Origin of the sequence: Verrucosispora sp. WMMC514 (assembly GCF_027497295.1) — a bacterium.
GTDB classification, from domain to species: Bacteria; Actinomycetota; Actinomycetes; order Mycobacteriales; family Micromonosporaceae; genus Micromonospora; species Micromonospora palythoicola.
The window spans coordinates 4,828,692-4,852,319 of record NZ_CP114906.1; the positions used below are offsets into that span (position 1 = coordinate 4,828,692).

Annotated in this window: 22 protein-coding genes; 19 read left to right on the forward strand and 3 right to left on the reverse strand. The window is 71.8% G+C overall.

The annotated features are described in order from the left end of the window. Positions 1–14: 14 nt before the first annotated feature. Both O7597_RS22470 and O7597_RS22475 read right to left on the reverse strand, forming a co-directional pair. Positions 15–815 carry a cytochrome c oxidase assembly protein gene (locus O7597_RS22470; RefSeq protein ID WP_281580610.1) on the reverse strand — a complete coding sequence of 267 codons (801 nt, stop codon included), beginning with the start codon at positions 813–815 and terminating at the stop codon, positions 15–17. Between the two features lie 11 nt (positions 816–826). Then, a complete protein-coding gene (locus tag O7597_RS22475) occupies positions 827–1,375 on the reverse strand; it encodes a DUF2243 domain-containing protein (RefSeq protein WP_281580611.1) in 549 nt (182 codons plus the stop codon). Between the two features lie 132 nt (positions 1,376–1,507). Here O7597_RS22475 and aroB point away from each other — a divergent pair, with 132 nt between their 5' ends. The 4 genes from aroB to nusB all read left to right on the forward strand — a co-directional run bounded on the left by aroB (position 1,508) and on the right by nusB (position 4,613). Beyond that, positions 1,508–2,584, forward strand: a complete 1,077-nt coding sequence (aroB, locus tag O7597_RS22480; protein ID WP_281580612.1) for a 3-dehydroquinate synthase — start codon at positions 1,508–1,510, stop codon at positions 2,582–2,584. A gap of 26 nt (positions 2,585–2,610) precedes the next feature. Further along, on the forward strand, positions 2,611–3,051 hold the full coding sequence (gene aroQ / locus O7597_RS22485) for a type II 3-dehydroquinate dehydratase (RefSeq protein ID WP_269742573.1): 441 nt from the start codon (positions 2,611–2,613) through the stop codon (positions 3,049–3,051). A 570-nt stretch (positions 3,052–3,621) separates the two neighbouring features. After that, entirely contained in the window at positions 3,622–4,179 is a 558-nt protein-coding gene (gene efp, locus O7597_RS22490; RefSeq protein ID WP_169599241.1) for an elongation factor P, read from the forward strand. A gap of 23 nt (positions 4,180–4,202) precedes the next feature. After that, entirely contained in the window at positions 4,203–4,613 is a 411-nt protein-coding gene (nusB, locus tag O7597_RS22495; protein WP_170863437.1) for a transcription antitermination factor NusB, read from the forward strand. A 98-nt stretch (positions 4,614–4,711) separates the two neighbouring features. Here the strand turns inward: nusB and O7597_RS22500 are convergent, their stop codons facing one another. Further along, complete coding sequence (locus O7597_RS22500; RefSeq protein ID WP_007458348.1) at positions 4,712–5,200, reverse strand: transcriptional regulator; 489 nt, start codon at positions 5,198–5,200, stop codon at positions 4,712–4,714. Between the two features lie 316 nt (positions 5,201–5,516). On the opposite strand from O7597_RS22500, the gene pyrR reads away from it, so the two are divergent. The 15 genes from pyrR to O7597_RS22575 all read left to right on the forward strand — a co-directional run bounded on the left by pyrR (position 5,517) and on the right by O7597_RS22575 (position 23,577). After that, positions 5,517–6,104: a bifunctional pyr operon transcriptional regulator/uracil phosphoribosyltransferase PyrR gene (gene pyrR, locus O7597_RS22505; RefSeq protein WP_269738782.1), complete on the forward strand. Its 588-nt coding sequence runs from the start codon at positions 5,517–5,519 to the stop codon at positions 6,102–6,104. Next, entirely contained in the window at positions 6,101–7,027 is a 927-nt protein-coding gene (locus O7597_RS22510; RefSeq protein ID WP_281580613.1) for an aspartate carbamoyltransferase catalytic subunit, read from the forward strand. The genes pyrR and O7597_RS22510 overlap by 4 nt, the downstream gene beginning before the upstream one ends. A gap of 55 nt (positions 7,028–7,082) precedes the next feature. Further along, the gene (locus O7597_RS22515; RefSeq protein WP_269738780.1) at positions 7,083–8,360 is read left to right on the forward strand and encodes a dihydroorotase; all 1,278 of its coding nucleotides are present in this window, start codon (positions 7,083–7,085) and stop codon (positions 8,358–8,360) included. Positions 8,361–8,415: 55 nt separating this feature from the next. Further along, positions 8,416–9,576 carry a glutamine-hydrolyzing carbamoyl-phosphate synthase small subunit gene (carA, locus tag O7597_RS22520; protein ID WP_269738779.1) on the forward strand — a complete coding sequence of 387 codons (1,161 nt, stop codon included), beginning with the start codon at positions 8,416–8,418 and terminating at the stop codon, positions 9,574–9,576. Further along, positions 9,569–12,961, forward strand: coding sequence for a carbamoyl-phosphate synthase large subunit (gene carB / locus O7597_RS22525; protein WP_281580614.1), 3,393 nt, complete (start codon positions 9,569–9,571; stop codon positions 12,959–12,961). The genes carA and carB overlap by 8 nt, the downstream gene beginning before the upstream one ends. 97 nt (positions 12,962–13,058) lie before the next feature. After that, on the forward strand, positions 13,059–14,099 hold the full coding sequence (locus O7597_RS22530) for a quinone-dependent dihydroorotate dehydrogenase (RefSeq protein WP_281580615.1): 1,041 nt from the start codon (positions 13,059–13,061) through the stop codon (positions 14,097–14,099). A 113-nt stretch (positions 14,100–14,212) separates the two neighbouring features. Further along, positions 14,213–15,487 (forward strand): adenosylmethionine--8-amino-7-oxononanoate transaminase, encoded by a 1,275-nt coding sequence (locus tag O7597_RS22535; protein ID WP_281580616.1) that lies wholly within the window; start codon positions 14,213–14,215, stop codon positions 15,485–15,487. A gap of 149 nt (positions 15,488–15,636) precedes the next feature. After that, positions 15,637–16,473 (forward strand): orotidine-5'-phosphate decarboxylase, encoded by an 837-nt coding sequence (pyrF, locus tag O7597_RS22540; RefSeq protein WP_269738776.1) that lies wholly within the window; start codon positions 15,637–15,639, stop codon positions 16,471–16,473. A gap of 171 nt (positions 16,474–16,644) precedes the next feature. Continuing rightward, entirely contained in the window at positions 16,645–16,962 is a 318-nt protein-coding gene (mihF, locus tag O7597_RS22545; RefSeq protein ID WP_007458370.1) for an integration host factor, actinobacterial type, read from the forward strand. A 25-nt stretch (positions 16,963–16,987) separates the two neighbouring features. Further along, positions 16,988–17,521 (forward strand): guanylate kinase, encoded by a 534-nt coding sequence (locus O7597_RS22550; RefSeq protein ID WP_269738775.1) that lies wholly within the window; start codon positions 16,988–16,990, stop codon positions 17,519–17,521. 53 nt (positions 17,522–17,574) lie between these two features. Continuing rightward, on the forward strand, positions 17,575–17,838 hold the full coding sequence (gene rpoZ, locus O7597_RS22555; RefSeq protein WP_030335666.1) for a DNA-directed RNA polymerase subunit omega: 264 nt from the start codon (positions 17,575–17,577) through the stop codon (positions 17,836–17,838). Positions 17,839–17,852: 14 nt separating this feature from the next. Further along, the gene (gene coaBC, locus O7597_RS22560; protein ID WP_269738774.1) at positions 17,853–19,064 is read left to right on the forward strand and encodes a bifunctional phosphopantothenoylcysteine decarboxylase/phosphopantothenate--cysteine ligase CoaBC; all 1,212 of its coding nucleotides are present in this window, start codon (positions 17,853–17,855) and stop codon (positions 19,062–19,064) included. Positions 19,065–19,151: 87 nt separating this feature from the next. Continuing rightward, entirely contained in the window at positions 19,152–20,345 is a 1,194-nt protein-coding gene (gene metK, locus O7597_RS22565) for a methionine adenosyltransferase (protein WP_281580617.1), read from the forward strand. After that, on the forward strand, positions 20,342–22,327 hold the full coding sequence (locus O7597_RS22570) for a primosomal protein N' (RefSeq protein WP_281583302.1): 1,986 nt from the start codon (positions 20,342–20,344) through the stop codon (positions 22,325–22,327). Before metK ends, O7597_RS22570 begins: the two co-directional genes overlap by 4 nt. 269 nt (positions 22,328–22,596) lie before the next feature. Then, positions 22,597–23,577, forward strand: coding sequence for an AAA family ATPase (locus O7597_RS22575; RefSeq protein WP_269738771.1), 981 nt, complete (start codon positions 22,597–22,599; stop codon positions 23,575–23,577). The last annotated feature ends 51 nt before the right edge of the window (positions 23,578–23,628 follow it).

The following is a 23,628-nucleotide window of genomic DNA, read 5'->3' on the forward strand; positions in this document are numbered from 1 at the left end:
CGAGCCGGCTCGGATCAGGAGCCGACGGTGACGGCGGTGCCGACGGTCCGGCGACGTGGTCCGGGACGCCAGGTGGTCAGCAGGGCTAGGGCGAGCAGGATCTCGGCGAGGTCGCCGCCGTAGTACATCACCGTCGCGCCGGCGCGCAGCTGCTCCGCTGTCGCCGGCACGTCGACCAGCAGGCCCGCGTACATCAGTTGGGCGAGGCTGGCGTGGGCGACCACGGCCGCGCCGAGCACCACCAGCCGGACCGGTACCCGGGCCCGGTGCGGGTAGGGTTCCGGGCCGGCGATCGACCAGGTGAACAGCAGCCCGCTGAGCAGGAAGTGCAGGTTGACCAGGTCGTGCAGGGCCGCGCTGTCGAGGGTGGCCCGGTACAGCGGGGTGAGGTAGAGCAGCCACAGCCCGCCGGCGGTGAGCAGCAGCCCGGTGACCGGGTGGGCCAGCGGTCGCAGCGCCCGATGGCTCAGCCTCCGCAACCCCGCCCGGCCGGCCCGCCGGTCGAGGCAGCGCAGGGTCAGGACGCCGGGTGCGCCGAGCACCAGCCCCAGCGGCGCCAGCATGCCGAGCAGCAGGTGCTGCCACATGTGTCCGGCGAAATCGTCGGTCGGCACCAGCAGCCCGGTGGCGAGCAGGGCGCACCCGGCGGCGAAGGCGGCCGTGCGCCAGTGGCTCCACCCGGCCCGGTCGGGGGCACGTTGCCGCAGTGCGGCGGCCAGGTAGAGCCAGCCGGCCAGCAGCGGCACGAGCAGCGCCGGACCGACCGTGGTGCCGTGCTCGGTCCCGTGCGCCGAGATCAGGACCGAGCCCCCCACCAGCGGTGGGCTCACCCCGGTCGGCCTCGGGTCGGCGTCCGCCGCTGGTCGGCACCCGCGTCGACGGCGGTGGCGCGGCGCTGCACGAGCCAGCCGACGACGATCAGCACCACGCCCAACGCGAGGAAGCCGAGATCCCACCAGAGCTGGTGTTCGCCGGCGCGGACGTGGTGGATGCCCAGGATGTGGTGGTCGATGACGCCTTCGATCAGGTTGAACAGCCCCCACCCGATCAGCGCCCAGCCCCACAGCATGGGCGAGCGCCACAGCCGGCCCCGGGAGCGGGTCACCCGCGAGTAGAGCATCGCGAGGCCGGTGAGGACGGCCACCCAGGCCACCACGTGGAACAGACCGTCCCAGACGGTGTTCATCTCCAGCCCCGCGACGGTGTCCACCGGGTACTCGCGTACCCCGATGTTGTCGCTGCCGGTGCTGCTGAGCATGTGGTGCCACTGGAAGACCTGGTGCAGCAGTATGCCGTCGACGAAGCCGCCGAGGCCGAAGCCGAGGATGGTGGCGGGCAGCCGGATGTCCGCACCGTCGATCGTCCGCCCGCTCATGTCGACTCCCTCTCGCCCGTAGCCCCCGGCTGCCCGTGCCCGTTGTGCTCATCCCTAAACGTTGTTCCACCCCTCGGGCACCCCGGTGGCGGCGCGGGTCGGATCGGTGGTGGGTGGGCTAGGCTCCCGGCGATGGACGAGGTGACCCGGATCCCGGTCGGCGGCGACCGACCGTACGACGTGCTGGTCGGCCGCGACCTGCTCGGTGCGCTGCCCGGTCTGCTGCCCGACGCCACCCGGGCGGCGGTGCTGCACACGCCGCCCCTGAAGGAACTGGCCGACGCGGTCGGCGCCGGCCTGGCGGCGGCCGGGGTGACGCCCCTGCCGATCGAGGTACCCGACGCCGAGGCCGGCAAGCATGTCGACGTCGCGGCGCAGTGCTGGGACCGGCTCGGCGAGGCGGGGTTCACCCGTACCGACGCGGTGGTCGGTATCGGTGGCGGTGCCGTCACCGACCTGGCCGGGTTCGTGGCGGCGTGCTGGCTGCGCGGGGTGCGCTGGGTGCCGGTGGCCACCTCGTTGCTCGGCATGGTCGACGCGGCGGTCGGCGGCAAGACCGGGATCAACACCGCCGCCGGCAAGAACCTCGTCGGTGCCTTCCACCCGCCGGTCGGTGTGCTGGCCGACCTCGCCACGCTGGACAGCCTCCCGTCGGCCGACCTGGCCGCCGGCCTGGCCGAGGTGGTCAAGTGCGGCTTCATCGCCGATCCGATCATCCTCGATCTGGTCGAGGATGACCCGGCCGCCGCGACCGACCCGGCCGGGCCGGTCACCCGGGAGCTGATCGAGCGGGCCATCCGGGTCAAGGCCGACGTGGTCGCGGGGGACCTGCGGGAGTCGGGCGTACGGGAGGTGCTCAACTACGGGCACACGCTGGCCCACGCGATCGAGAAGGTCGAGGGGTACCGCTGGCGGCACGGTCACGCGGTGTCGGTCGGCCTGGTGTACGCCGCCGAGCTGGCCCGCCTCGCCGGCCGGTTGGACGCGGCCACCGCGGCGCGGCACCGTGCGGTGCTGACGGCGCTCGACCTGCCGACCGGTTACCACGCCGACGCGTGGTCCCGCCTGCTGGCCACCATGCGGGTGGACAAGAAGGCCCGGGGCAGTCGGCTGCGTTTCGTGGTGCTCGACGGGTTGGCCCGCCCGGCGATCCTCGACGGCCCGGACGACGACCTGCTGCACTCCGCCTACGCCGCCGTGTCCGGGTGAGCGCGAACGGAGATGCCTCGGTGAGCATGAAGGTGTACGTGCTCAACGGACCGAACCTGGGCCGGTTGGGCACCCGCCAGGTCGACGTCTACGGAGTGACCAGCTACGCCGACCTGGTGGAACTGTGCGAGACAACCGGTCGTGACCTCGGGCTGGACGTCGTCGTGCGGCAAACCGACGCCGAGCACGAGTTGCTCGGCTGGCTGCACGCCGCCGCCGACGAGGGTGCCGCCGTGGTGCTCAACCCGGCGGCCTGGTCGCACTACTCGATCGCGGTGCGGGACGCCTGCGCGATGCTTCGTGGGCCGCTGGTGGAGGTGCACATCTCCAACATCCATGCCCGGGAGGAGTTCCGCCACCACTCGGTCGTCTCGGCGGTGGCGACCGGCGTGATCTGCGGACTGGGCGTCGACGGCTACCGCCTCGCCCTGCACCACCTGGCCAACCGCCGCGACCAGCCCGCCTGAGTCCGGCTCCGCCTCAGTCCGGCTCCGCCTCAGTCCGGCGCGGCCTCAGTCCGGCCCCGCCTGAGTCCGGCTCGGCTGGCGTGCGTCCCGCCTCGCGCCCAGCCCGGCTGACACCTTCCAACGCCTCATGCGCACCGCCCACTACGTTTGGTGTCGCATACCCTCGGTGACGAGCCGGCGCCCCCACCCACCTTCCTCTCGCGGTCCTTTGCTCTGCTTCAACCCACGCACTAGCGGCTGACCAGCATCTTCCTGACGCGGTGAGGCGACGATGTGAGGCGTTGCTGTCACGGAACGTGACTGTTGCGTGGGTTGAAGCAGAGCAAAGGGGCCAACCTGGTAGTGAGGGTGGGGACGGAGCATTACTGACTGTGCCAGGCACGGCGTGCTAACCGTGCGTGTCACGCCGGACCGCGCCGGACCGCGCCGGACCTCGTCACGCCGTGTGGACTGCGGAGGGACGGGCTGGACGAGGGTGGGCGGCCAGCAGCGGGCGACGGCGGTCGGCGGGTCGGGGAGCGGCTAGTAGACTTGCCAGGTCTGTCCGCCAAATGATGATCAAGGCAGGAAATGGCCACCACCAACGACCTGAAGAACGGCCTGGTACTCAACCTCGACGGGGAGCTCTGGGCCGTCGTCGAGTTCCAGCACGTCAAGCCCGGTAAGGGTGGTGCGTTTGTGCGTACCACGCTGAAGAACGTGCTCTCCGGCAAGGTGGTCGACAAGACCTTCAACGCGGGCACCAAGGTCGAGACCGCGACCGTGGACAAGCGCACGATGCAGTATCTCTACGCCGACGGCGAGGACTACGTCTTCATGGACATGGAGACGTTCGACCAGATCACGGTGCTCGGCGGGACGGTCGGCGAGGCCGCCAACTACCTGCTGCCCGAGGCCGAGGCGATCGTGGCCACCCACGAGGGCGTGCCGCTCTACATCGAGCTGCCGACCTCGGTGGTGCTGGAGGTCACCTACACCGAGCCGGGTCTGCAGGGGGACCGGTCCACCGGTGGCAACAAGCCGGCGACGGTGGAGACGGGTGCGACCGTCCAGGTGCCGCTCTTCGTCACCACCGGCGAGAAGATCAAGGTCGACACCCGCGACGGCCGTTACCTCGGCCGCGCCTGATGTCCGAGGGTCCGAAGCAGCAGATGCCGGCGCGCCGCAAGGCGCGTAAGCGGGCGTTGGACGTGCTCTTCGAGGCCGACCTGCGTGATCGTCCGCCGGTCGAGGTGCTGGCCGGCTACGTCGAGCGGATCGAGAAGCCGCGCCCTGACCACCTGGGGTACGCGGTCGGCCTGGTCGAGGGGGTGGCCGGGCATCTGGACCGGATCGACGAGCTGATCTCCAGCTACGCCGAGGGCTGGACGCTCGACCGGATGCCGGTGGTCGACCGTAACCTCGCCCGGATCGCGGTCTACGAGCTGCTCTACCTGGACGAGATCGACGACGCGGTGGCGATCAGCGAGGCGGTGGAGCTGGCGCGGCAGATGTCGACCGACGACTCGCCGCGCTTCCTCAACGGTCTGCTCGGCCGGATCGCCGAGTACGCCACCCGCTGAGGTGGGTGGCGGTGGCCGATGACCGCCGCGCAGCTGCGACGAGAGCGACGAAAAAGGGCCCGTGCCGGATGGCACGGGCCCTTGTCGCGTGGTTGATCTCAGGAGGCGAAGAATGCCCGGGGGTCGGCGACCAGTACGCCGTGCTCGGTCAGCCGCTCGATCAGGCCGGACGGTGAGGCGTCGTAGACGATCGCGAGGGCACGCAGGTCGTCGGCGCGGATCGACAGCACCCGGCCGTTGTAGTCCCCGCGCTGCTGCTGGATGGCGCGCGCGTAGCGGGCCACGTAGGCGAGGTCCTCGCTGGCCTCGTCGTAGAGACGCTCCAGGTCCAGAACGATTTTGCTGGTGGGTTCGTGTCGCACCCCGCTGCCGTCGGGCAGCAACTCCGAGACCGGAACGCGGTAGAACTCGGCCAGCTCGGCCAGTCGGGACACCGTGACGGCCCGGTCGCCGCGCTCGTACGAGCCGACCACGACGGCCTTCCATCGCCCGTTCGACTTCTCCTCCACCCCCTGCAGGGACAGGCCCTGCTGCTGGCGGATGGAGCGCAGGCGGGCGCCCAGAGACTTGGCGTATTCAGAGGGCATTCGGACACTCCCAGTGCTGCTCGGGTTCTCCCAGCGATTCGCTACGGAGCGTGACGGTACGGGGATTCGTACACCTGGTCAAGTGGTCGCGATCTTCCCGTGGTGCACTCCGGGTGACTTGTCCGGTTTCGTCTCGCTGACTGGCCGGTCAGCCAACGGCGACGGGTGACGCCGTCGTACCTGGTGCCCGCGCGTCGAGGCGGCGACGACCACTGGTAACGTTGCCCAAGCCCCTCCGCCGGCCGCTCCCGGCCCGGCCGGGAGGTTCCGACGTCCTTTAACGACCCGTCCCGTGAGGCGGGGAAGGAGGTCCGCCGTGGCCTACCCACCGGCTGCCCAGTCGTCGCCGCCGCGACAACCCTCGGTAAAGGTGATTCTGACCAGCGCCGACCTGCACCGCGTGGTCGATCGCATCGCTCACCAGATCCTCGAGAAGACCCAGGGCGCGGCCGACACCGTGTTGCTCGGCATCCCCACCCGGGGTGCCCCCCTCGCCGACCGCCTCGCCGCCCGGATCAGTTCCTTCGAGGGCATCTCCGTGCCGGTCGGCGTGCTCGACATCACTCTCTACCGCGACGACCTGCGCCGACACGCCACCCGCGCGGTCGGCCCCACCCAGTTGCCGGCCGGTGGCATCGACGGCAAACGGGTGATCCTCGTCGATGACGTCCTCTTCTCCGGGCGGACCGTCCGGGCCGCCCTCGACGCGCTCGGCGACCTGGGGCGGCCCGCCTCGGTGCAACTCGCCGTGCTCGTCGACCGGGGGCACCGGCAGCTACCGATCCGCGCCGACTACGTCGGCAAGAACATCCCGACCGCGCTCGCCGAGAACGTCAAGGTGACGCTGGCCGAGACCGACGGCGTGGACGAGGTCCGGCTCCACGGCGAGGAGGCCTCCTCATGATCAGGCACCTGCTCTCCGGCGCGGACCTCGACGCCGACACCGCCACCCAGATCCTGGACACCGCGGCGGAGATGGCCGCGGTGGCCGGACGCGAGGTCAAGAAGCTGCCCGCGTTGCGCGGCCGGACCGTGGTCAACCTCTTCTACGAGGACTCGACCCGGACCCGGATCTCGTTCGAGGCGGCGGCCAAGCGGCTCAGCGCCGATGTGATCAACTTTTCGGCGAAGGGTTCCAGCGTCGCCAAGGGTGAGAGCCTGAAGGACACCGCGTTGACCCTGCAGGCGATGGGGGCCGACGCGGTGGTGGTTCGTCACCCCGCCTCGGGTGCCCCGCACCGCCTCGCCGACTGGGTCGACGGTTCGGTGGTCAACGCCGGCGACGGCACCCACGAGCATCCCACCCAGGCGCTGCTCGACGCGTACACGATGCGGTCCCGGCTGGGGCGGCTGGCCGGCCTGTCGGTGGCGGTGGTCGGCGACGTGCTGCACTCCCGGGTGGCGCGCTCCAACGTGCTGCTGCTGTCCACCCTCGGTGCCAAGGTGACCCTGGTCGGACCGCCCACGCTGATCCCGGTCGACATCGCCGCCGCCCTCGCTCCCGGTACCGACGTCTGCTACGACCTCGACGCGGTGCTGCCCGCCTCAGACGTGGTGATGATGCTGCGGGTGCAGCGCGAGCGGATGAACGACTCCTACTTCCCGTCCGCCCGTGAGTACGCCCGCCGGTACGGCCTGGACGGACCGCGGATGGGCCGACTGCCCGAGCACGCCATCGTCATGCACCCCGGCCCGATGAACCGGGGCATGGAGATCACGCCGGAGGTCGCGGACTCGCCCCGCTCCACCATCGTCGAACAGGTCGCCAACGGGGTCTCCGTCCGGATGGCCGTCCTCTACCTGCTGCTCGGGGGGAACAACCGGTGAGCGCGAGGAGTGAGCCGGTTCTGCGAGCCCCGCAGTCGCGAACGAAGGAAGCACAGTGAACTCGTACCTGATCAGGAACGTCAGCGTCCTCGGCGCCGCACCGACCGACCTGCTGATCCGCGACGGCGTCGTCGCCGAGACCGGCGCGGGGCTCGCCGCGCCCGACGCCACGGTGGTCGACGCCGACGGGCTGGTCGCCCTGCCCGGCCTGGTCGACCTGCACACCCACCTGCGCGAGCCCGGCCGGGAGGACGCCGAGACCGTCGAGACCGGTTCCCGGGCGGCGGCCCTCGGCGGCTACACGGCGGTCTGCGCGATGGCGAACACCTCGCCGGTGGCCGACACCGCGGGCGTGGTGGAACAGGTGTGGCGGCTCGGCCGCGAGGCCGGGCTGGTCGACGTGCAGCCGATCGGCGCGGTCACCGTCGGTCTGGCCGGCGAGCGGCTGGCCGAACTCGGCGCGATGGCCGACTCGGCCGCCCGGGTACGGATCTTCTCCGACGACGGCCACTGCGTCGCCGACCCCCGCCTGATGCGCCGGGCGCTGGAGTACGTGAAGGCCTTCGACGGCATCATCGCCCAGCACGCCGAGGAGCCCCGGCTCACCGAGGGCGCACAGATGCACGAGGGTGAGGTCTCCACCCGGCTGGGTCTGACCGGCTGGCCGGCGGTCGCCGAGGAGGCGATCATCGCGCGGGACGTGCTGCTGGCCGAGCACGTGGGCAGCCGGCTGCACGTCTGCCACGTCTCCACCGCCGGCAGCGTCGAGGTGCTGCGCCACGCCAAGGCCCGAGGGGTACGCGTCACCGCCGAGGTGACCCCGCACCACCTGCTGCTCACCGACGCGCGTGCCGAGACCTACGACCCCGTGTTCAAGGTCAACCCGCCGCTGCGGACCGCCACCGACATCGCCGCGCTGCGGACCGCCCTGGTCGACGGAGTGATCGACATCGTCGCCACCGACCACGCCCCGCACGCCGTCGAGGACAAGGAGTGCGAGTGGGCGTACGCTCGGCCGGGCATGCTCGGGCTGGAGACGGCGCTGTCCATCGCGCTCGACGTGCTGGGTCCGCGGTGGGACCTGATCGCCGAGCGGATGTCCCGTACCCCGGCCCGGATCGCCGGGCTCACCGAGCACGGCCACGATCCGGCTCCCGGCGCGCCGGCCACCCTGACCCTGGTCGACCCGGCGGCCCGTCGGGTGATCGAGCCGGCGGAACTGGCCAGCCGTAGCCGCAACACCCCGTACGCCCGGATGACGCTGCCGGGTCGCATCGTGGCGACCTTCCTGCGTGGCGAGGCGACGGTTCTGGACGGAAAGGTTCTCCGGTGAGCGCGAGGAATGCAACGGAGCGGAGTCCCGCAGTCGCTAACGAAAGGCGGGCCCAGTGAAGCGCAGGTCGGCGATTCTCGTCCTGGAGGACGGGCGCACCTTCCACGGTGAGGCGTACGGCAGTGTCGGTGAGACCTTCGGCGAGGCGGTCTTCAACACCGGGATGACCGGTTACCAGGAGACGCTCACCGACCCGTCGTACCACCGGCAGGTGGTGGTGCAGACCGCCCCGCACATCGGCAACACCGGCGTCAACGTCGAGGACGACGAGTCGCGCCGGATCTGGGTGGCCGGCTACGTGGTGCGTGACCCGGCCCGGGTCAGCTCCAACTGGCGGGCCACCGGCGGGCTGGAGGACCGGCTGGCCACCGAGGGGGTGGTCGGCATCAGCGGCGTCGACACCCGGGCGCTGACCCGCCACCTGCGCGAACGCGGCGCGATGCGGGTGGGCGTCTCCAGTGTCGAGGACGACCCGCAGGCGCTGCTCGACCGGGTCCGCCGGTCGCCGCAGATGCTCGGCGCGGACCTCTCCGCCGAGGTGACCACCGCCACGCCGTACGTGGTCGCCGCCGAGGGCGAGCACCGGTTCACGGTGGCCGCGCTCGACCTGGGCATCAAGCGCAACGTGCCGCGCCGGCTCGCCGCGCGTGGCGTGACCACCCACGTGCTGCCGGCCCACTCGACGATCGAGGACCTGCTGGCCACCGGCGCCGACGCGGTCTTCTTCTCACCGGGCCCCGGCGACCCGGCGACCGCCGACGCTCCGGTCGCCCTAGCGCGCGAGGTGCTGCGCCGCGAGGTGCCGCTGTTCGGCATCTGCTTCGGCAGCCAGATTCTCGGCCGGGCGCTCGGCTTCGGCACCTACAAGCTCGGCTACGGCCACCGGGGCATCAACCAGCCGGTGCTCGACCGGGCCACCGGCAAGGTGGAGGTGACCAGCCACAACCACGGCTTCGCCGTGGAGGTTCCGGGTGTCCGGGCCGGGGCGGTCGTGCCGGACCAGGTGATCGACACCGAGTTCGGTGGCGTCCAGGTGTCGCACGTCTGCCTCAACGACAACGTGGTCGAGGGGCTGCGGGCGCGCGACGTGCCCGCCTTCACCGTTCAGTACCACCCGGAGGCGGCGGCCGGCCCGCACGACGCGGACTATCTCTTCGACCGCTTCGCCGAGCTGATCGACGGCCGGGCTCTCAGTGGGGGACGTACCAATGCCTAAGCGGACCGATCTCAAGCACATCCTGGTGATCGGGTCGGGACCGATCGTCATCGGACAGGCCTGCGAGTTCGACTACTCGGGGACGCAGGCGTGCCGGGTACTGCGGGCCGAGGGAATCCGGGTCAGCCTGGTCAACTCCAACCCCGCCACGATCATGACCGACCCGGAGTTCGCCGACGCCACCTACGTCGAGCCGATCACCCCGGAGTTCGTCGAGCTGGTCATCGCCAAGGAACGCCCGGACGCGGTGCTGCCCACCCTGGGCGGGCAGACCGCCCTGAACACCGCCGTGGCCCTGCACGAGGCCGGGGTGCTGGAGAAGTACGGCGTCGAGCTGATCGGCGCGAACATCGACGCGATCCGGCGCGGCGAGGACCGGCAGCTGTTCAAGGAGATCGTGGCGAAGGCCGGCGTACGCCTCGGCGTGGCCGACCCGTCGGCGCTGGTGCCACGTTCGCGGGTCTGCCACTCGATGGACGAGGTCCGGGAGACGGTCGCCGAGCTGGGCCTGCCGGTGGTGATCCGGCCGTCGTTCACCATGGGCGGCCTCGGCTCGGGCATGGCGCACACCGACGCGGACCTGGAACGCATCGCGGGCGCCGGGCTGGCCGCCAGCCCGGTGCACGAGGTGCTCATCGAGGAGAGCGTGCTCGGTTGGAAGGAGTACGAGCTCGAACTGATGCGGGACCGCCACGACAACGTGGTGGTGGTCTGCTCGATCGAGAACCTCGACCCGATGGGCGTGCACACCGGTGACAGCGTGACCGTGGCTCCGGCCATGACGCTCACCGACCGGGAGTACCAGCACCTGCGCGACCTGGGTATCGCGGTGCTGCGGGAGGTCGGCGTCGACACCGGGGGCTGCAACATCCAGTTCGCGGTGAACCCGGCCGACGGTCGCATCGTCGTCATCGAGATGAACCCTCGGGTGTCCCGCTCCTCGGCGCTGGCGTCGAAGGCGACCGGCTTCCCGATCGCGAAGATCGCCGCGAAGCTGGCCATCGGCTACACCCTCGACGAGATTCCCAACGACATCACGCGCAAGACGCCGGCCGCGTTCGAGCCGACGCTCGACTACGTGGTGGTGAAGATCCCCCGGTTCGCGTTCGAGAAGTTCCCCGGCGCGGACCCGGAGCTGACCACCACGATGAAGTCGGTCGGCGAGGCGATGAGCCTCGGGCGCAACTTCACCGAGGCGCTGAACAAGGCGATGCGCTCGATGGAAACCAAGGCCGCCGGCTTCTGGACCGTGCCCGACCCGGTCGGGGCGACCCGGGAGAACACCCTCGCCGCGCTGGCCATGCCGCACGACGGGCGGCTCTACACGGTGGAGCGGGCGTTGCGGCTGGGCGCCTCGATCGCCGAGGTCAGCGCCGCCTCCGGCGGCATCGACCCGTGGTTCCTGGACCAGATCGCCGCCCTTGTCGAGCTGCGTGCCGAGATCGTGGCGGCACCGGTGCTGGACGCGGCGCTGCTGCGCCGGGCGAAGCGGGCCGGCCTGTCCGACCGGCAGCTGGCCGCGTTGCGCCCCGAGCTGGCCGCCGAGGACGGGGTGCGCAAGCTGCGCCACCGCCTCGGCATCCGGCCGGTCTACAAGACGGTGGACACCTGCGCCGCCGAGTTCGAGGCCATGACCCCGTACCACTACTCCTCGTACGACGAGGAGACCGAGGTGGTCGGCTCGGTGCGGCCCAAGGTGCTGATCCTGGGCTCCGGGCCGAACCGGATCGGGCAGGGCATCGAGTTCGACTACTCCTGCGTGCACGCGGTTCAGGCGCTGCGAAGCGCCCCGGTCGGCATGGCCGCTGCGTCCGCTTCCGGCGCCGCAGGCACCGGTTTCGAGACCGTGATGGTCAACTGCAACCCGGAGACCGTCTCCACCGACTACGACACCGCGGACCGGCTCTACTTCGAGCCGCTGACCTTCGAGGACGTGCTGGAGGTCTGGCACGCGGAGGACTCCTCCGGCCGGGCGGCCGGCGGGCCGGGCGTGGTCGGCGTGATCGTGCAGCTGGGCGGGCAGACCCCGCTCGGGCTGGCCCAGCGGCTCAAGGATGCCGGAGTGCCGGTGGTGGGTACCTCCCCCGAGTCGATCCACCTGGCCGAGGAGCGGGGTGCCTTCGGGTCGCTGCTGGCCCGGGCCGGCCTGCGCGCGCCGGCGCACGGCACCGCCACCTCGTACGACGAGGCGAAGGAGATCGCCGACGAGATCGGCTATCCGGTGCTGGTCCGGCCGTCGTACGTGCTCGGCGGTCGCGGCATGGAGATCGTGTACGACGACGCCACGCTGCGCGACTACATCGGCCGGGCCACCGACATCTCACCCGACCACCCGGTGCTCGTCGACAGCTTCCTCGACGACGCCATCGAGATCGACGTGGACGCGCTCTGCGACGCCGACGGCGAGGTCTACCTCGGCGGGATCATGGAGCACATCGAGGAGGCGGGCATCCACTCCGGCGACTCCTCCTGCGCCCTGCCCCCGATCACCCTGGCCAGTTCGCACGTGGCCCAGGTCCGCCGCTACACCGAGGCGATCGCCCGGGGCATCGGCGTACGCGGACTGCTCAACGTGCAGTACGCGCTCAAGGACGACGCGTTGTACGTGCTGGAGGCCAACCCGCGCGCCTCGCGTACCGTGCCGTTCGTCTCGAAGGCCACGGCGGTGCCGCTGGCCAAGGCGGCGGCCCGGATCGCCCTCGGCGCGACCCTGGCCGAGTTGCGCGCCGAGGGCATGTTGCCGGCGACCGGGGACGGTGGCTCGCTGCCACCGGACGCCCCGATCGCGGTGAAGGAGGCGGTGCTGCCGTTCAAGCGGTTCCGTACCCCGGCCGGCAAGGGCGTGGACTCGCTGCTCGGCCCGGAGATGAAGTCGACCGGCGAGGTGATGGGGATCGACACCGCCTTCGGGCAGGCCTTCGCCAAGTCGCAGTCGGCGGCGTACGGTTCGTTGCCGACCGAGGGCAGGATCTTCGTCTCGGTGGCCAACCGGGACAAGCGCGGCATGATCTTCCCGATCAAGCGGCTGGCCGATCTCGGCTTCGACATCGTCGCGACCAGCGGTACGGCCGAGGTGCTGCGCCGGCACGGCATCGCCTGCGAGCAGGTTCCGAAGCACTACGAGGCCGGCTCCGAGGACGACGCGGTGTCACTGATCCTCGGCGGACACGTCGCCCTGGTCGTCAACACGCCACAGGGTTCCGGTGCCAGCGCCCGCTCCGACGGTTACGAGATCCGCAGCGCGGCGGTCACCGCCGACATCCCCTGCATCACCACCGTTCCCGGCGCCGCCGCCGCCGTCATGGGCATCGAGGCCCGCATCCGCGGCGACATGCAGGTCCGCCCCCTGCAGTCCCTGCACGCCACCCTCCGGCCCGCCCAGTGACCCCCCAGCTCCCGCTGATCATGAAGTTGTTGTCGGCCGCCCCGGCGTGTCGAGACAACAACTTCATGATCGACGCACGGCGTCGGGGAGGGGTGGCGTGATTTTCGAGGGGACCGTGCGGCGGGGGTTGTTCCGGGTCGGGGGTGGCGACGCGGAGGCGGCGCACGAGTTCACCCTGCGGCGGTTGGCCACGTTGTCCCGGATGCCGGTGGCACTGGCGGCGGTGCGGGCCCGGTACGCGGTGGCCGCGCCGCGCACCGTGTTCGGAGTGCGGTTCGCGAATCCGGTCGGGCTGGCCGCCGGGATGGACAAGGACGGGGTGGCGCTGCCGGCATGGCCGGCGCTGGGCTTCGGTTTCGTCGAGGTCGGCACGGTGACGGCGCGTCCGCAGCCGGGCAATCCCCGGCCCCGGCTGTTCCGGCTGGTCGACAGCGAGGCCGTGATCAACAGGATGGGTTTCAACAACGCCGGGGCGCAGGCGCTGGCGGACCGGCTCGCGGCGCTGCCACGTCCGCTCGGCGTACCGCTGGGCATCTCGCTGGGCAAGTCGAAGGTGACGGCCCTGGAGGACGCGGTGGAGGACTACCGGGAGTCGTACCGTGCGCTGCGCGATCACGGTGACTACTTCGCGGTCAACGTCTCCTCACCGAACACCCCCGGGCTGCGCGCGTTGCAGGACCGGGGGCACCTGGACGCGCTGCTGGCGGCGTTGGTGGGGGAGAAGCCGGTGCTGGTGAAGATCGCTCCCGATCTCACCGAACCGGCCATCGCCGAGTTGCTCGAGGTGTGCCTGGCCCGAGGCGCCGCCGGTGTGATCGCCACCAACACGACCCTGGGGCGCGACGGGCTGGCCCCGGCCGACCGGGGGCGCTCCGGCGAGGCCGGTGGGCTGTCCGGCCGTCCCCTGGCCGACCGGGCGCGGCAGGTGGTCGCCTTCGTGCACGCCGAGACGGGCGGGCGACTGCCGGTGATCGGGGTGGGTGGCATCGTGGATCCCGACGACGCGACCCGGATGTTCGACGCGGGTGCCAGCCTGGTGCAGCTCTACACCGGCTTCATCTACCGTGGCCCGGCGCTGCCCCGCGCCGTCGCCCGCGCGGCCGCCGGTGCCGTACGTCCGGCCACGACCGGAGCCTGACGAACACCACCTATCTCACCACTCCCTTTGCTCTGCTTCACCCCACGCAACGGTTTCGGCGCAGAAGTTCGTGCGTCCGGTGAAGCAGAGCAAAGGGGGCAGAAGGAGGGCTGATGACGCCGGAGGAGGTGCTTGCCGCCGACGCGGCGCACGTGTGGCATCCGTACGCGGCGTTGCCGCCGGCGGTGGCGCCGTACCTGGTGGACAGCGCCGAGGGGGTGCGGCTGCGGCTGGCCGACGGCCGTGAGCTGGTCGACGGGATGTCGTCCTGGTGGGCGGCGATCCACGGCTACCGGCATCCGGTCCTGGACGCGGCCGTGGTCGACCAGGTGGGTCGGATGAGTCACGTCATGTTCGGCGGGCTGACCCACGCGCCGGCCGTGGAGTTGGCCCGCACCCTGGTCGAGCTGACGCCGGACGGGCTGGAGCACGTGTTCCTGGCCGACTCCGGTTCGGTGAGTGTCGAGGTCGCCGTGAAGATGTGCCTGCAGTACCAGCGGGGCACCGGCCGGCCGCGGCGGCACCGGTTGGGCACCTGGCGGGGCGGGTACCACGGCGACACCTTCCATCCGATGAGCGTCTGCGACCCCGAGGGCGGCATGCACCACCTCTGGGGGGACGTGCTGCCGCGACAGGTCTTCGCCCCGGTACCGCCGGGTGGCTTCGACAGCCCGCCGGATCCGGCGTACGAGGCGGCGCTGATCGACGCGGTCGAGCGGCACGCCCACGAGCTGGCCGCCGTGATCGTGGAGCCGGTGGTGCAGGGCGCGGGCGGCATGCGCTTCCACCATCCGCACTATCTGCGGGTGCTGCGCGAGGTGACCCGGGCACACGGAGTGCTGCTGATCTTCGACGAGATCGCCACCGGTTTCGGCCGTACCGGGACGATGTTCGCCGCCGAGCACGCCGGGGTCACCCCGGACGTGCTCTGCGTCGGCAAGGCGCTCACCGGCGGCTACCTCACCCTGGCCGCCGCGCTGTGCACGGCCGAGGTCGCGCGGGGCATCCGCGCCGGTGGTGTGCTCGCGCACGGCCCGACGTTCATGGGCAACCCGCTCGCCTGCGCGGTCGCCAACGCGTCGCTGGGCCTGCTGCGGGCCGGGAACTGGTCCGAGCGGGTGGCGCGGATCGAGCGGGGGCTGCGGTCCGGGCTGGCGCCACTGCGCGGCGCGCCGGGCGTGGTGGACGTGCGGGTGCTCGGCGCCATCGGCGTGGTCGAACTGGACCACGAGGTGGACGTCGGCGCGGCCACGGCCGCCGCGGTGGCCCAGGGGGTGTGGCTGCGTCCCTTCCGGAACCTGGTCTACACGATGCCGCCGTACGTCACCACGGACGCCGACCTGGCGACCCTGGTGACGGGTGTCGCGGCAGCGATCGCGGTGGGCTGAGTAGGCGGTCGCCGACGCTTGGCTCGATTTGAGTAGCCGTGCTCAGCAGGTGCCGGGAATTGGAGTATCCCGGCGGGGGTCTGAACCCGGCTTGCTGAGTAGGCGCGGATGGTGCAAATCCGGCACCGGACGAGAGGAAGGTACTGGCTATGGAGAGCTTCGGCGCCCGGCTGCACCGGGCAATGCGCGAGCGCGGTCCGCTCTGCGTGGGAATCGACCCACATCCGGCGCTGCTGGCCCAGTGGGGCCTCGGCGACGATGTCGCCGGCCTGGAACGATTCGCCCGGACCGTCGTGGACGCCCTCGGCGACCAGGTTGCGGTGGTCAAGCCCCAGTCGGCGTTCTTCGAGCGGTTCGGGTCTCAAGGGATGGCGGTCCTTGAGTCAACTATCCGACAGTTACGAAATCTCGGCTCGCTCGTTCTCCTCGACGCCAAGCGCGGCGACATCGGCTCGACGGTCCGCGCGTACGCGTCGGCCTACCTTGATCCATCCAGCCCCATGTATGTCGACGCGGTGACCGCGAGCCCCTTCCTGGGGGTCGGTTCGCTGGCGCCGATGTTCGAGCTGGCTGCCGAGCACGGCGGTGGCGTCTTCGTCCTGGCCCTCACCTCCAACCCCGAGGGCGCCTCGGTGCAGCGGGCGCGCAGCGCCGACGGACGTACCGTCGCGCAGACGGTTCTAGACGAGATTTCCCAGCTCAACGCGGGTGCTGAGCCGATCGGAAGCGTCGGGGCCGTGATCGGTGCCACGGTCGGGAAGACGGACTGCGACCTCTCGGCGGTGAACGGCCCGCTGCTCGCACCCGGCCTCGGCGCGCAGGGCGCCACGGCGGCGGATCTGCGGGTCGTCTTCGGCTCCGCGGTGCCCGCCGTGCTGCCCGCGTACTCCCGTGAGGTGCTGGGCGCCGGGCCCGATCCGGCGGCGTTGCGAGCCGCCGCGGACCGCGCCGTGGCCGAGTGTCGCGCGGTCCTGGCGATGTCATGACTGACTGATGACTCGGTCACTTTGTGGTGATCATCGCGCGCCCACGTTGCCGAAAGCTCCGTTGACCGCTAGTTTTCCCCGCGCTGGGAACCCCTTGGTTCACAGCGACACCACGTTTCACAGATGCGGCGGCGCGTCCCGCCCGTCGCGATAGGGACCTGAGGAGAACTGGTGCCGCTCCCGTCACTGACCCCCGAGCAGCGCGCAGCCGCGCTGGAGAAGGCTGCGGAGATCCGCAAAGCCCGTGCCGAGCTGAAGGAGCAGCTCAAGCAGGGCAAGACCACCCTCGGAGCCGTTCTTGAGCGGGCCGAGTCCGACGATGTCGTCGGCAAGCTCAAGGTGTCGGCCGTGCTGCAGGCCATGCCGGGCATCGGCAAGATCCGGGCTACTCAAATCATGGAGAAGCTCAAGATCGCCGACAGCCGCCGTCTGCGTGGCCTCGGCGAGCAGCAGCGCAAGGCCCTGCTTGGGGAGTTCGCCGCCAACTGAGCACGACTGCGGGTAGAAACAAGCAGTGAGCTTGGATGACGAGGCGCGCCCGGCGGCTCGGCTCACTGTCCTGGCTGGCCCATCCGGTGCCGGCAGGGAGAGTGTCGTCGAGCTGGTCCGGGCGCGTTCTCCGTCAGTGTGGACGCCGATCGCGGTCACCACCCGGCCCCGCCGGGACAGCGAACTGGACGGCGTCCACCGACACTTCGTCACGTCGGAGGAGTTCGACCGTCGGCTCGCCGAGGGCGAGCTGCTGGAATGGAGCCGGCTCGGCGGGTACCGGCGCGGTACGGAGATCACCCCGCTGCGCCGTCGGCTCGCCGCCGGGCAGCCGGTGCTGCTCGCACTGGACCTGGCCGGGGCGTTGCTGGTCCGGGCGGGGTGGCCGGAGGCGCGAATCGTCCTGCTCCATCCGCCCGGTCGGCTGCCGGGCCTGCCCGTGGTGGCGGCCGTCGACCTCAGCGTGTCGCACGACCGCGTCGAGCGGGTCGTGGACGAACTGGTAGGATTCATCGGTTCTTCCTTCCTGGCTCCGGCCCGGCCGCGTCCGCGCGGTTGAGCGCCGGCACCGCGCGCACGCGCGGTCCGTGCGAAAGACGCAGAGGTTCATCCGTGGGATCCATCGCCAACCCCGAAGGCATCACCAACCCGCCGATCGACGAGCTCCTGGAGAAGACGACGTCGAAGTACGCGCTTGTCATCTTCGCGGCCAAGCGCGCCCGTCAGGTGAACGCCTACTACAGCCAGCTCGGTGAGGGCCTGCTGGAGTACGTCGGCCCGCTCGTCGAGACCACTCCCCAGGAGAAGCCCCTCTCCATCGCGATGCGCGAGATCAACTCGGGCCTGCTCACCGCCGAGCCGACCGACCAGCCGTAACCTCCCGCGCGTCGATGAACGCCCGGATCGTCCTCGGCGTCGGCGGCGGGATCGCCGCCTACAAGGCGTGTGAGCTGCTGCGCCTGTTCACCGAGTCGGGCCACCAGGTGCGGGTGGTGCCCACCGCGGCCGCGTTGCGCTTCGTCGGCGCGCCGACCTGGGCGGCGCTCTCCGGGCAGTCGGTGGCCGAGGACGTCTGGTCCGACGTGCACGAGGTGCCGCACGTGCGCCTCGGTCAGCAGGCCGACCTGGTGGTGGTCGCGCCCGCCACCGCCGACCTGCTGGCCCGCGCCGCCCACGGCCTCGCCGACGACCTACTCAGCAACACCCTGCTCACCGCTCGCTGCCCGGTGCTGCTGGCGCCGGCCATGCACACCGAGATGTGGGAGCACCCCGCCACCGTCGCCAACGTCGCGACGCTACGGGCCCGAGGGATCCGGGTCGTCGAGCCGGCCGTGGGGCGACTCACCGGCGTCGACACCGGCAAGGGCCGGCTGCCGGAGCCGACGGAGATCTTCGCCGTCGCCCGCCGCGTCCTGGCCCGTGGCGTCGACGCGCCGGCCGACCTGACCGGCCGGCGGGTGGTGGTCACCGCCGGTGGCACCCGGGAACCGCTGGACCCGGTGCGCTTCCTGGGCAACAGGTCCTCCGGCAAGCAGGGCTACGCGTTCGCCCGGGCCGCGCTCGCCCGTGGTGCCCGGGTCACGCTGATCGCGGCCAACGTCGCACTGCCCGACCCGGCCGGCGCGGATCTGATCCGCGTGGGTACGACCGGGGAACTGCGGGAGGCCACGTTGAAGGCGGCGGTGGACGCCGACGTGGTGGTGATGGCGGCGGCTCCGGCCGATTTCCGCCCGGCGACGTACACGCCTGGCAAAATCAAGAAGTCGGACGACGGCACCGCACCCACCATCGAACTCGTGACCAACCCGGACATCGCCGCCGAGCTGGGTCAGCGTCGTCGGCCGGAGCAGGTGCTGGTGGTGTTCGCCGCCGAGACCAGCGACGCCGAGGCCAACGGACGGGCCAAGTTGGCCCGTAAGCGGGCCGACCTCATCGTCATCAACGAGGTCGGGCCGGACAAGGTCTTCGGCGCCGAGACCAACGCGGCCACGGTCATCAGCGTGGACGGCTCGGTCAGCCGGATGCCCGAGCGGTCCAAGGAGGACCTCGCCGACGGGGTGTGGGACCTGGTGGTCGCCCGGTTGGCCGGTAACTCCTCCTGACGGCTGGGCCCGAGACGACCGTGGACGATACCGTCGACGGTTGGTGACTAGACTGCCGCGGAACGACGTCCAAGACTTAGGAGTACCGTGACACGCCGCCTCTTCACGTCCGAATCGGTCACGGAAGGCCACCCGGACAAGATCGCCGACCAGATCAGCGACGGCATTCTCGATGCCCTGTTGACGCAGGATCCGCACAGCCGCGTGGCGGTGGAGACTCTGATCACCACCGGTCAGGTGCACGTCGCCGGTGAGGTGACGACCAAGGCGTACGCCGATATCCCGACGATCGTGCGGGAGACGATCCTCGGTATCGGTTACGACTCGTCGAAGAAGGGGTTCGACGGGGCGTCGTGCGGGGTCAGTGTCTCGATCGGCTCCCAGTCGCCGGACATCGCGCAGGGTGTGGACAACGCGTTCGAGCTGCGTACCGGGACGTCGGAGAGCGCGCTGGACGCGCAGGGCGCCGGTGACCAGGGCATGATGTTCGGCTTCGCCTGCTCGGAGACGCCCGAGCTGATGCCGTTGCCGATCGCGCTGGCGCACCGGCTGGCCCGCCGGCTCGCCGCGGTACGCAAGGACGGCACGGTGCCCTACCTGCGCCCGGACGGCAAGACGCAGGTCACCATCGAGTACGACGGTCTGCGGCCGGTGCGCCTGGACACGGTGGTGGTGTCCAGCCAGCACGCCGCGGACATCTCGTTGGAGTCGCTGCTCACCCCGGACGTGCGTGACCACGTCATCGCCCCGGAGCTGGAGAGTCTGGGGCTGGACACCGAGGGCTACCGGTTGCTGGTGAACCCGACCGGTCGGTTCGAGATCGGTGGCCCGATGGGCGACGCGGGTCTGACCGGGCGGAAGATCATCGTGGACACCTACGGTGGCTACGCCCGCCACGGTGGTGGGGCCTTCTCCGGCAAGGACCCGTCGAAGGTCGACCGGTCGGCCGCGTACGCGATGCGCTGGGTGGCCAAGAACGTGGTGGCCGCCGGTCTCGCGGAGCGGTGCGAGGTGCAGGTGGCGTACGCGATCGGCAAGGCGCACCCGGTGAGCCTGTTCGTCGAGACGTTCGGTACCGAGATGGTGCCGGTGGCCTCGATCGAGAAGGCGGTCACCGAGATCTTCGACCTGCGCCCGGCGGCCATCATCCGGGACCTGCACCTGCTGCGGCCGATCTACGCCCAGACCGCCGCCTACGGTCACTTCGGCCGCGAACTGCCCGAGCTGACCTGGGAGTCCACCGAGCGCGCCGCCGACCTCAAGTCGGCCGCCGGAGCCTGACAACCACCCGGCGTGACGACCGGCGGCCCGCAGACGGGTCGCCGGTCGCCCGTGTCTGCGTCGACGTGCCCCTGGCCCACCTGGACCGTCCCTTCGACTACCTGGTTCCGCAGGCGCTGGCCGCTGACGCCGTGCCGGGGGTCCGGGTCAAGGTGCGCTTCGCCGGTCAACTCGTCGACGGCTGGCTGCTGGAGCGGACCGAACGATCCGACCACCCCAAGCTGGCGTACCTGGACAAGGTCGTCTCCGCGGTGCCGGTGCTCGCCCCGGAGGTGGCCCGGCTGGCCCGGGTCGTCGCCGACCGGTACGCCGGCAGCCTGGCCGACGTGCTGCGGCTCGCGGTCCCGCCCCGGCACGCCCGGGTGGAGAAGGAGGTCACCGCCGACCCCGCGCGAACCGACGCGGCCCCCGCCGATCCGCCGGATTCGCCGGAGCCGGAGGGGTGGCACGACTACCCGGCCGGGCCGGCGCTGCTGCGGGCGCTCGCCGACGGGCGCTCCCCCCGAGCGGTGTGGTCGGCGCTGCCGGGGGAGGACTGGGCGGCCCGCTACGCCACCGCCGTCGCCGCCACGGTGGCCGCCGGCCGGGGGGCGCTGGTGGTGGTCGCCGACGGGCGCGACCTAGATCGGCTCGACGCCGCGCTGACCGCGCGGCTCGGCGCGGGCCGGCACGTCTGCCTGTCGGCCGCCCTCGGTCCGGCACGGCGGTACCGGGCGTTCCTGGCGGCCCGTCACGGCGACGCCCCGGTGGTGATCGGCACCCGGGCGGCCATGTTCGCCCCGGTCGACCGGCTGGGGCTGGTGGCCATCTGGGACGACGGTGACGATCTGCACGCCGAGCCGCGCGCCCCGTACCCGCACGCCCGCGAGGTGCTGCTCACCCGGGCCCAGTTGGCGCAGGCCGGCGCACTCGTCGGCGGCTACGCCCGGACCGCCGAGGCGCAGTTGCTCGTCGAGACCGGCTGGGCCCGCGAGGTGGTCGCCGACCGGGCGGTGCTGCGGGCGCGTACCCCGGCGATCGTGCCGACCGGCGACGACCCGCAACTGGCCCGCGACCCCGGTGCGGCGACGGCCCGGCTGCCGAGCCTGGCCTGGACCGCCGCCCGGGAGGCCCTGCGCGCGGACGCGCCGGTCCTGGTGCAGGTGCCCCGGCGCGGCTACCTGCCCTCGGTGGCCTGCGCCGACTGCCGCACCCCGGCCCGCTGCCCGCACTGCGCCGGCCCGCTCGCGTTGCCGTCGGCCGGCGGGTCGCCGGCCTGCCGCTGGTGCGCCCGGATCGCCGCCGCGTACGCCTGTCCCCGGTGTGGCGGGCGGCGGCTGCGGGCCTCGGTCACCGGTGCCCGGCGGACCGCCGAGGAGTTGGGGCGGGCCTTCCCGGGGGTGCCGGTGCGTACCTCCGGCCGGGAGGAGGTGCTGGCCGACGTCCCCGGCGGCGCCGGTCTGGTGATCGCGACCCCGGGGGCCGAGCCGGTGACGGCCGGCGGGTACGGCGCGGTCCTGTTGCTGGACACCTGGGCGTTGCTGACCCGCGCCGACCTGCGGGCCGGGGAGGAGGCGCTGCGCCGCTGGACGGCCGCCGCGGCCCTGGCCCGGCCGGCCGCCGCCGGGGGGCGGGTGGTGGTGGTCGCCGACGGCGCGCTCGCCCCGGTGCAGGCGCTGCTGCGCTGGGACGCCGGTTGGTTCGCCGCCCGCGAGCTGGCCGAGCGGCGGGAGCTGGGCTTTCCACCGGCGATGCGGATGGCCAGCGTGACGGGCCTGCCGGCGGCGGTCGCCGACCTGTTGGCGCAGGCGCGGCTGCCCGACGGGGCCGAGCTGCTCGGTCCGGTGCCGGCCGACGGCGAGCGGGAGCGGATGTTGGTACGGGTGCCCAGGGCCAGGGCCGCCGCCATGGCCGGTGCGCTGCACGCGGCGGCCGGGGTGCGCAGCGCCCGCAAGGCGGCCGAACCGGTACGCCTCCAGGTCGACCCGCTCGCGCTGTTCTGACCGCGGCCGGTGACGGAGGGTACCGGTTAGTGTCCCAATCAGTGCGATATGTTACCCGATCATGACTGTGAGTATCGACTCGCCCGCTCGGGGTCGCGTCCCGAGGGTCGAGCCGCACGAGGTGGTAGCATCGCCCGTCATGCCGGTGCGTACGGCGACTCCAGGTCGGGCTGGAGGTGTCCGAGGGCGGCGCGACGACTGCGGCACCGCGTCGGTCCGGCGCGGAAATCGATGATCTCAACCGGCCGGTGATCAGGGGTGGACAAGTCGTGACCGTTCGTCAGTCGATCGTCTTCAACGGTGACCTGGGCAGCGGCAAGAGCACCGTCTCCGTCGAGATCGCCAAGCGGCTCGGCCTGCGCCGGGTCAGCGTCGGTGACCTCTACCGGAAGATGGCCCAGGAGCGGCAGATGACCGCGCTCCAGCTGAACCTGCACGCCGAGCTGGACCAGGCCGTCGACGGCTACGTCGACCAGCTCCAGCGCGACATCGCCGCGTCCGGGGAGAGCCTGGTCATGGACTCCCGGTTGGCCTGGCACTTCTTCACCGACGCCCTCAAGGTGCACATGATCACCGAGCCGGGGGAGGCCGCCCGCCGGGTCCTGCTGCGCCCCTCCGGGCCGGCCGAGAGCTACACCTCCCTCGACGAGGCGAAGGCCAAGCTCAGGGAACGCAGCGAGAGCGAGCGTGGCCGGTTCCTGGTCCGGTACGGCGTGGACAAGGCCCGGCTGCGTAACTACGACCTGATCTGCGACACCACCCGGGCGTCCGCCGACGAGGTGATCGAACGCATCGTCGACGCGTACGAGGGACGGCTGGCGCCGGAGGTGTTGCGCGGTGCCCCGCCGCTGCTGCTGCTCGACCCGGGCCGGGTCTACCCGACCGAGGACATCGCCGGATTGCGCGGCACCTGGGACTCGGCCTTCACCGGTGAGGTCGCCGCCGACGGTGAGACCGGCCTGGAACCCCTGGAGATCGGGTACACCGGCGAGTACTTCTTCGTGGTCAACGGGCACCGCCGACTCAGCGCCGCACTGCGCAGCGGCTCCCGGCTGGTGGCGGGCCGGCTGGTCGCCGAGGTCGAGGAACCGGTGGTCGGTGGGGTGAGCGCGGTCGACTACTTCGTCGCGCAGGCCCGGCCCAGCCTGATCCACGACTGGGAGGCGGCCCACGACCTGCACCTGCCGCTGCCCGAGCACGCCCTGCTCGCCGGCGACGCGGTGCTCGCCGGCGAGAGCCCCGCCGGCTGACCCACGTCGGGTGCCGGCCGCGATGGCATCGCCCCGGCATCATGGAGCCTC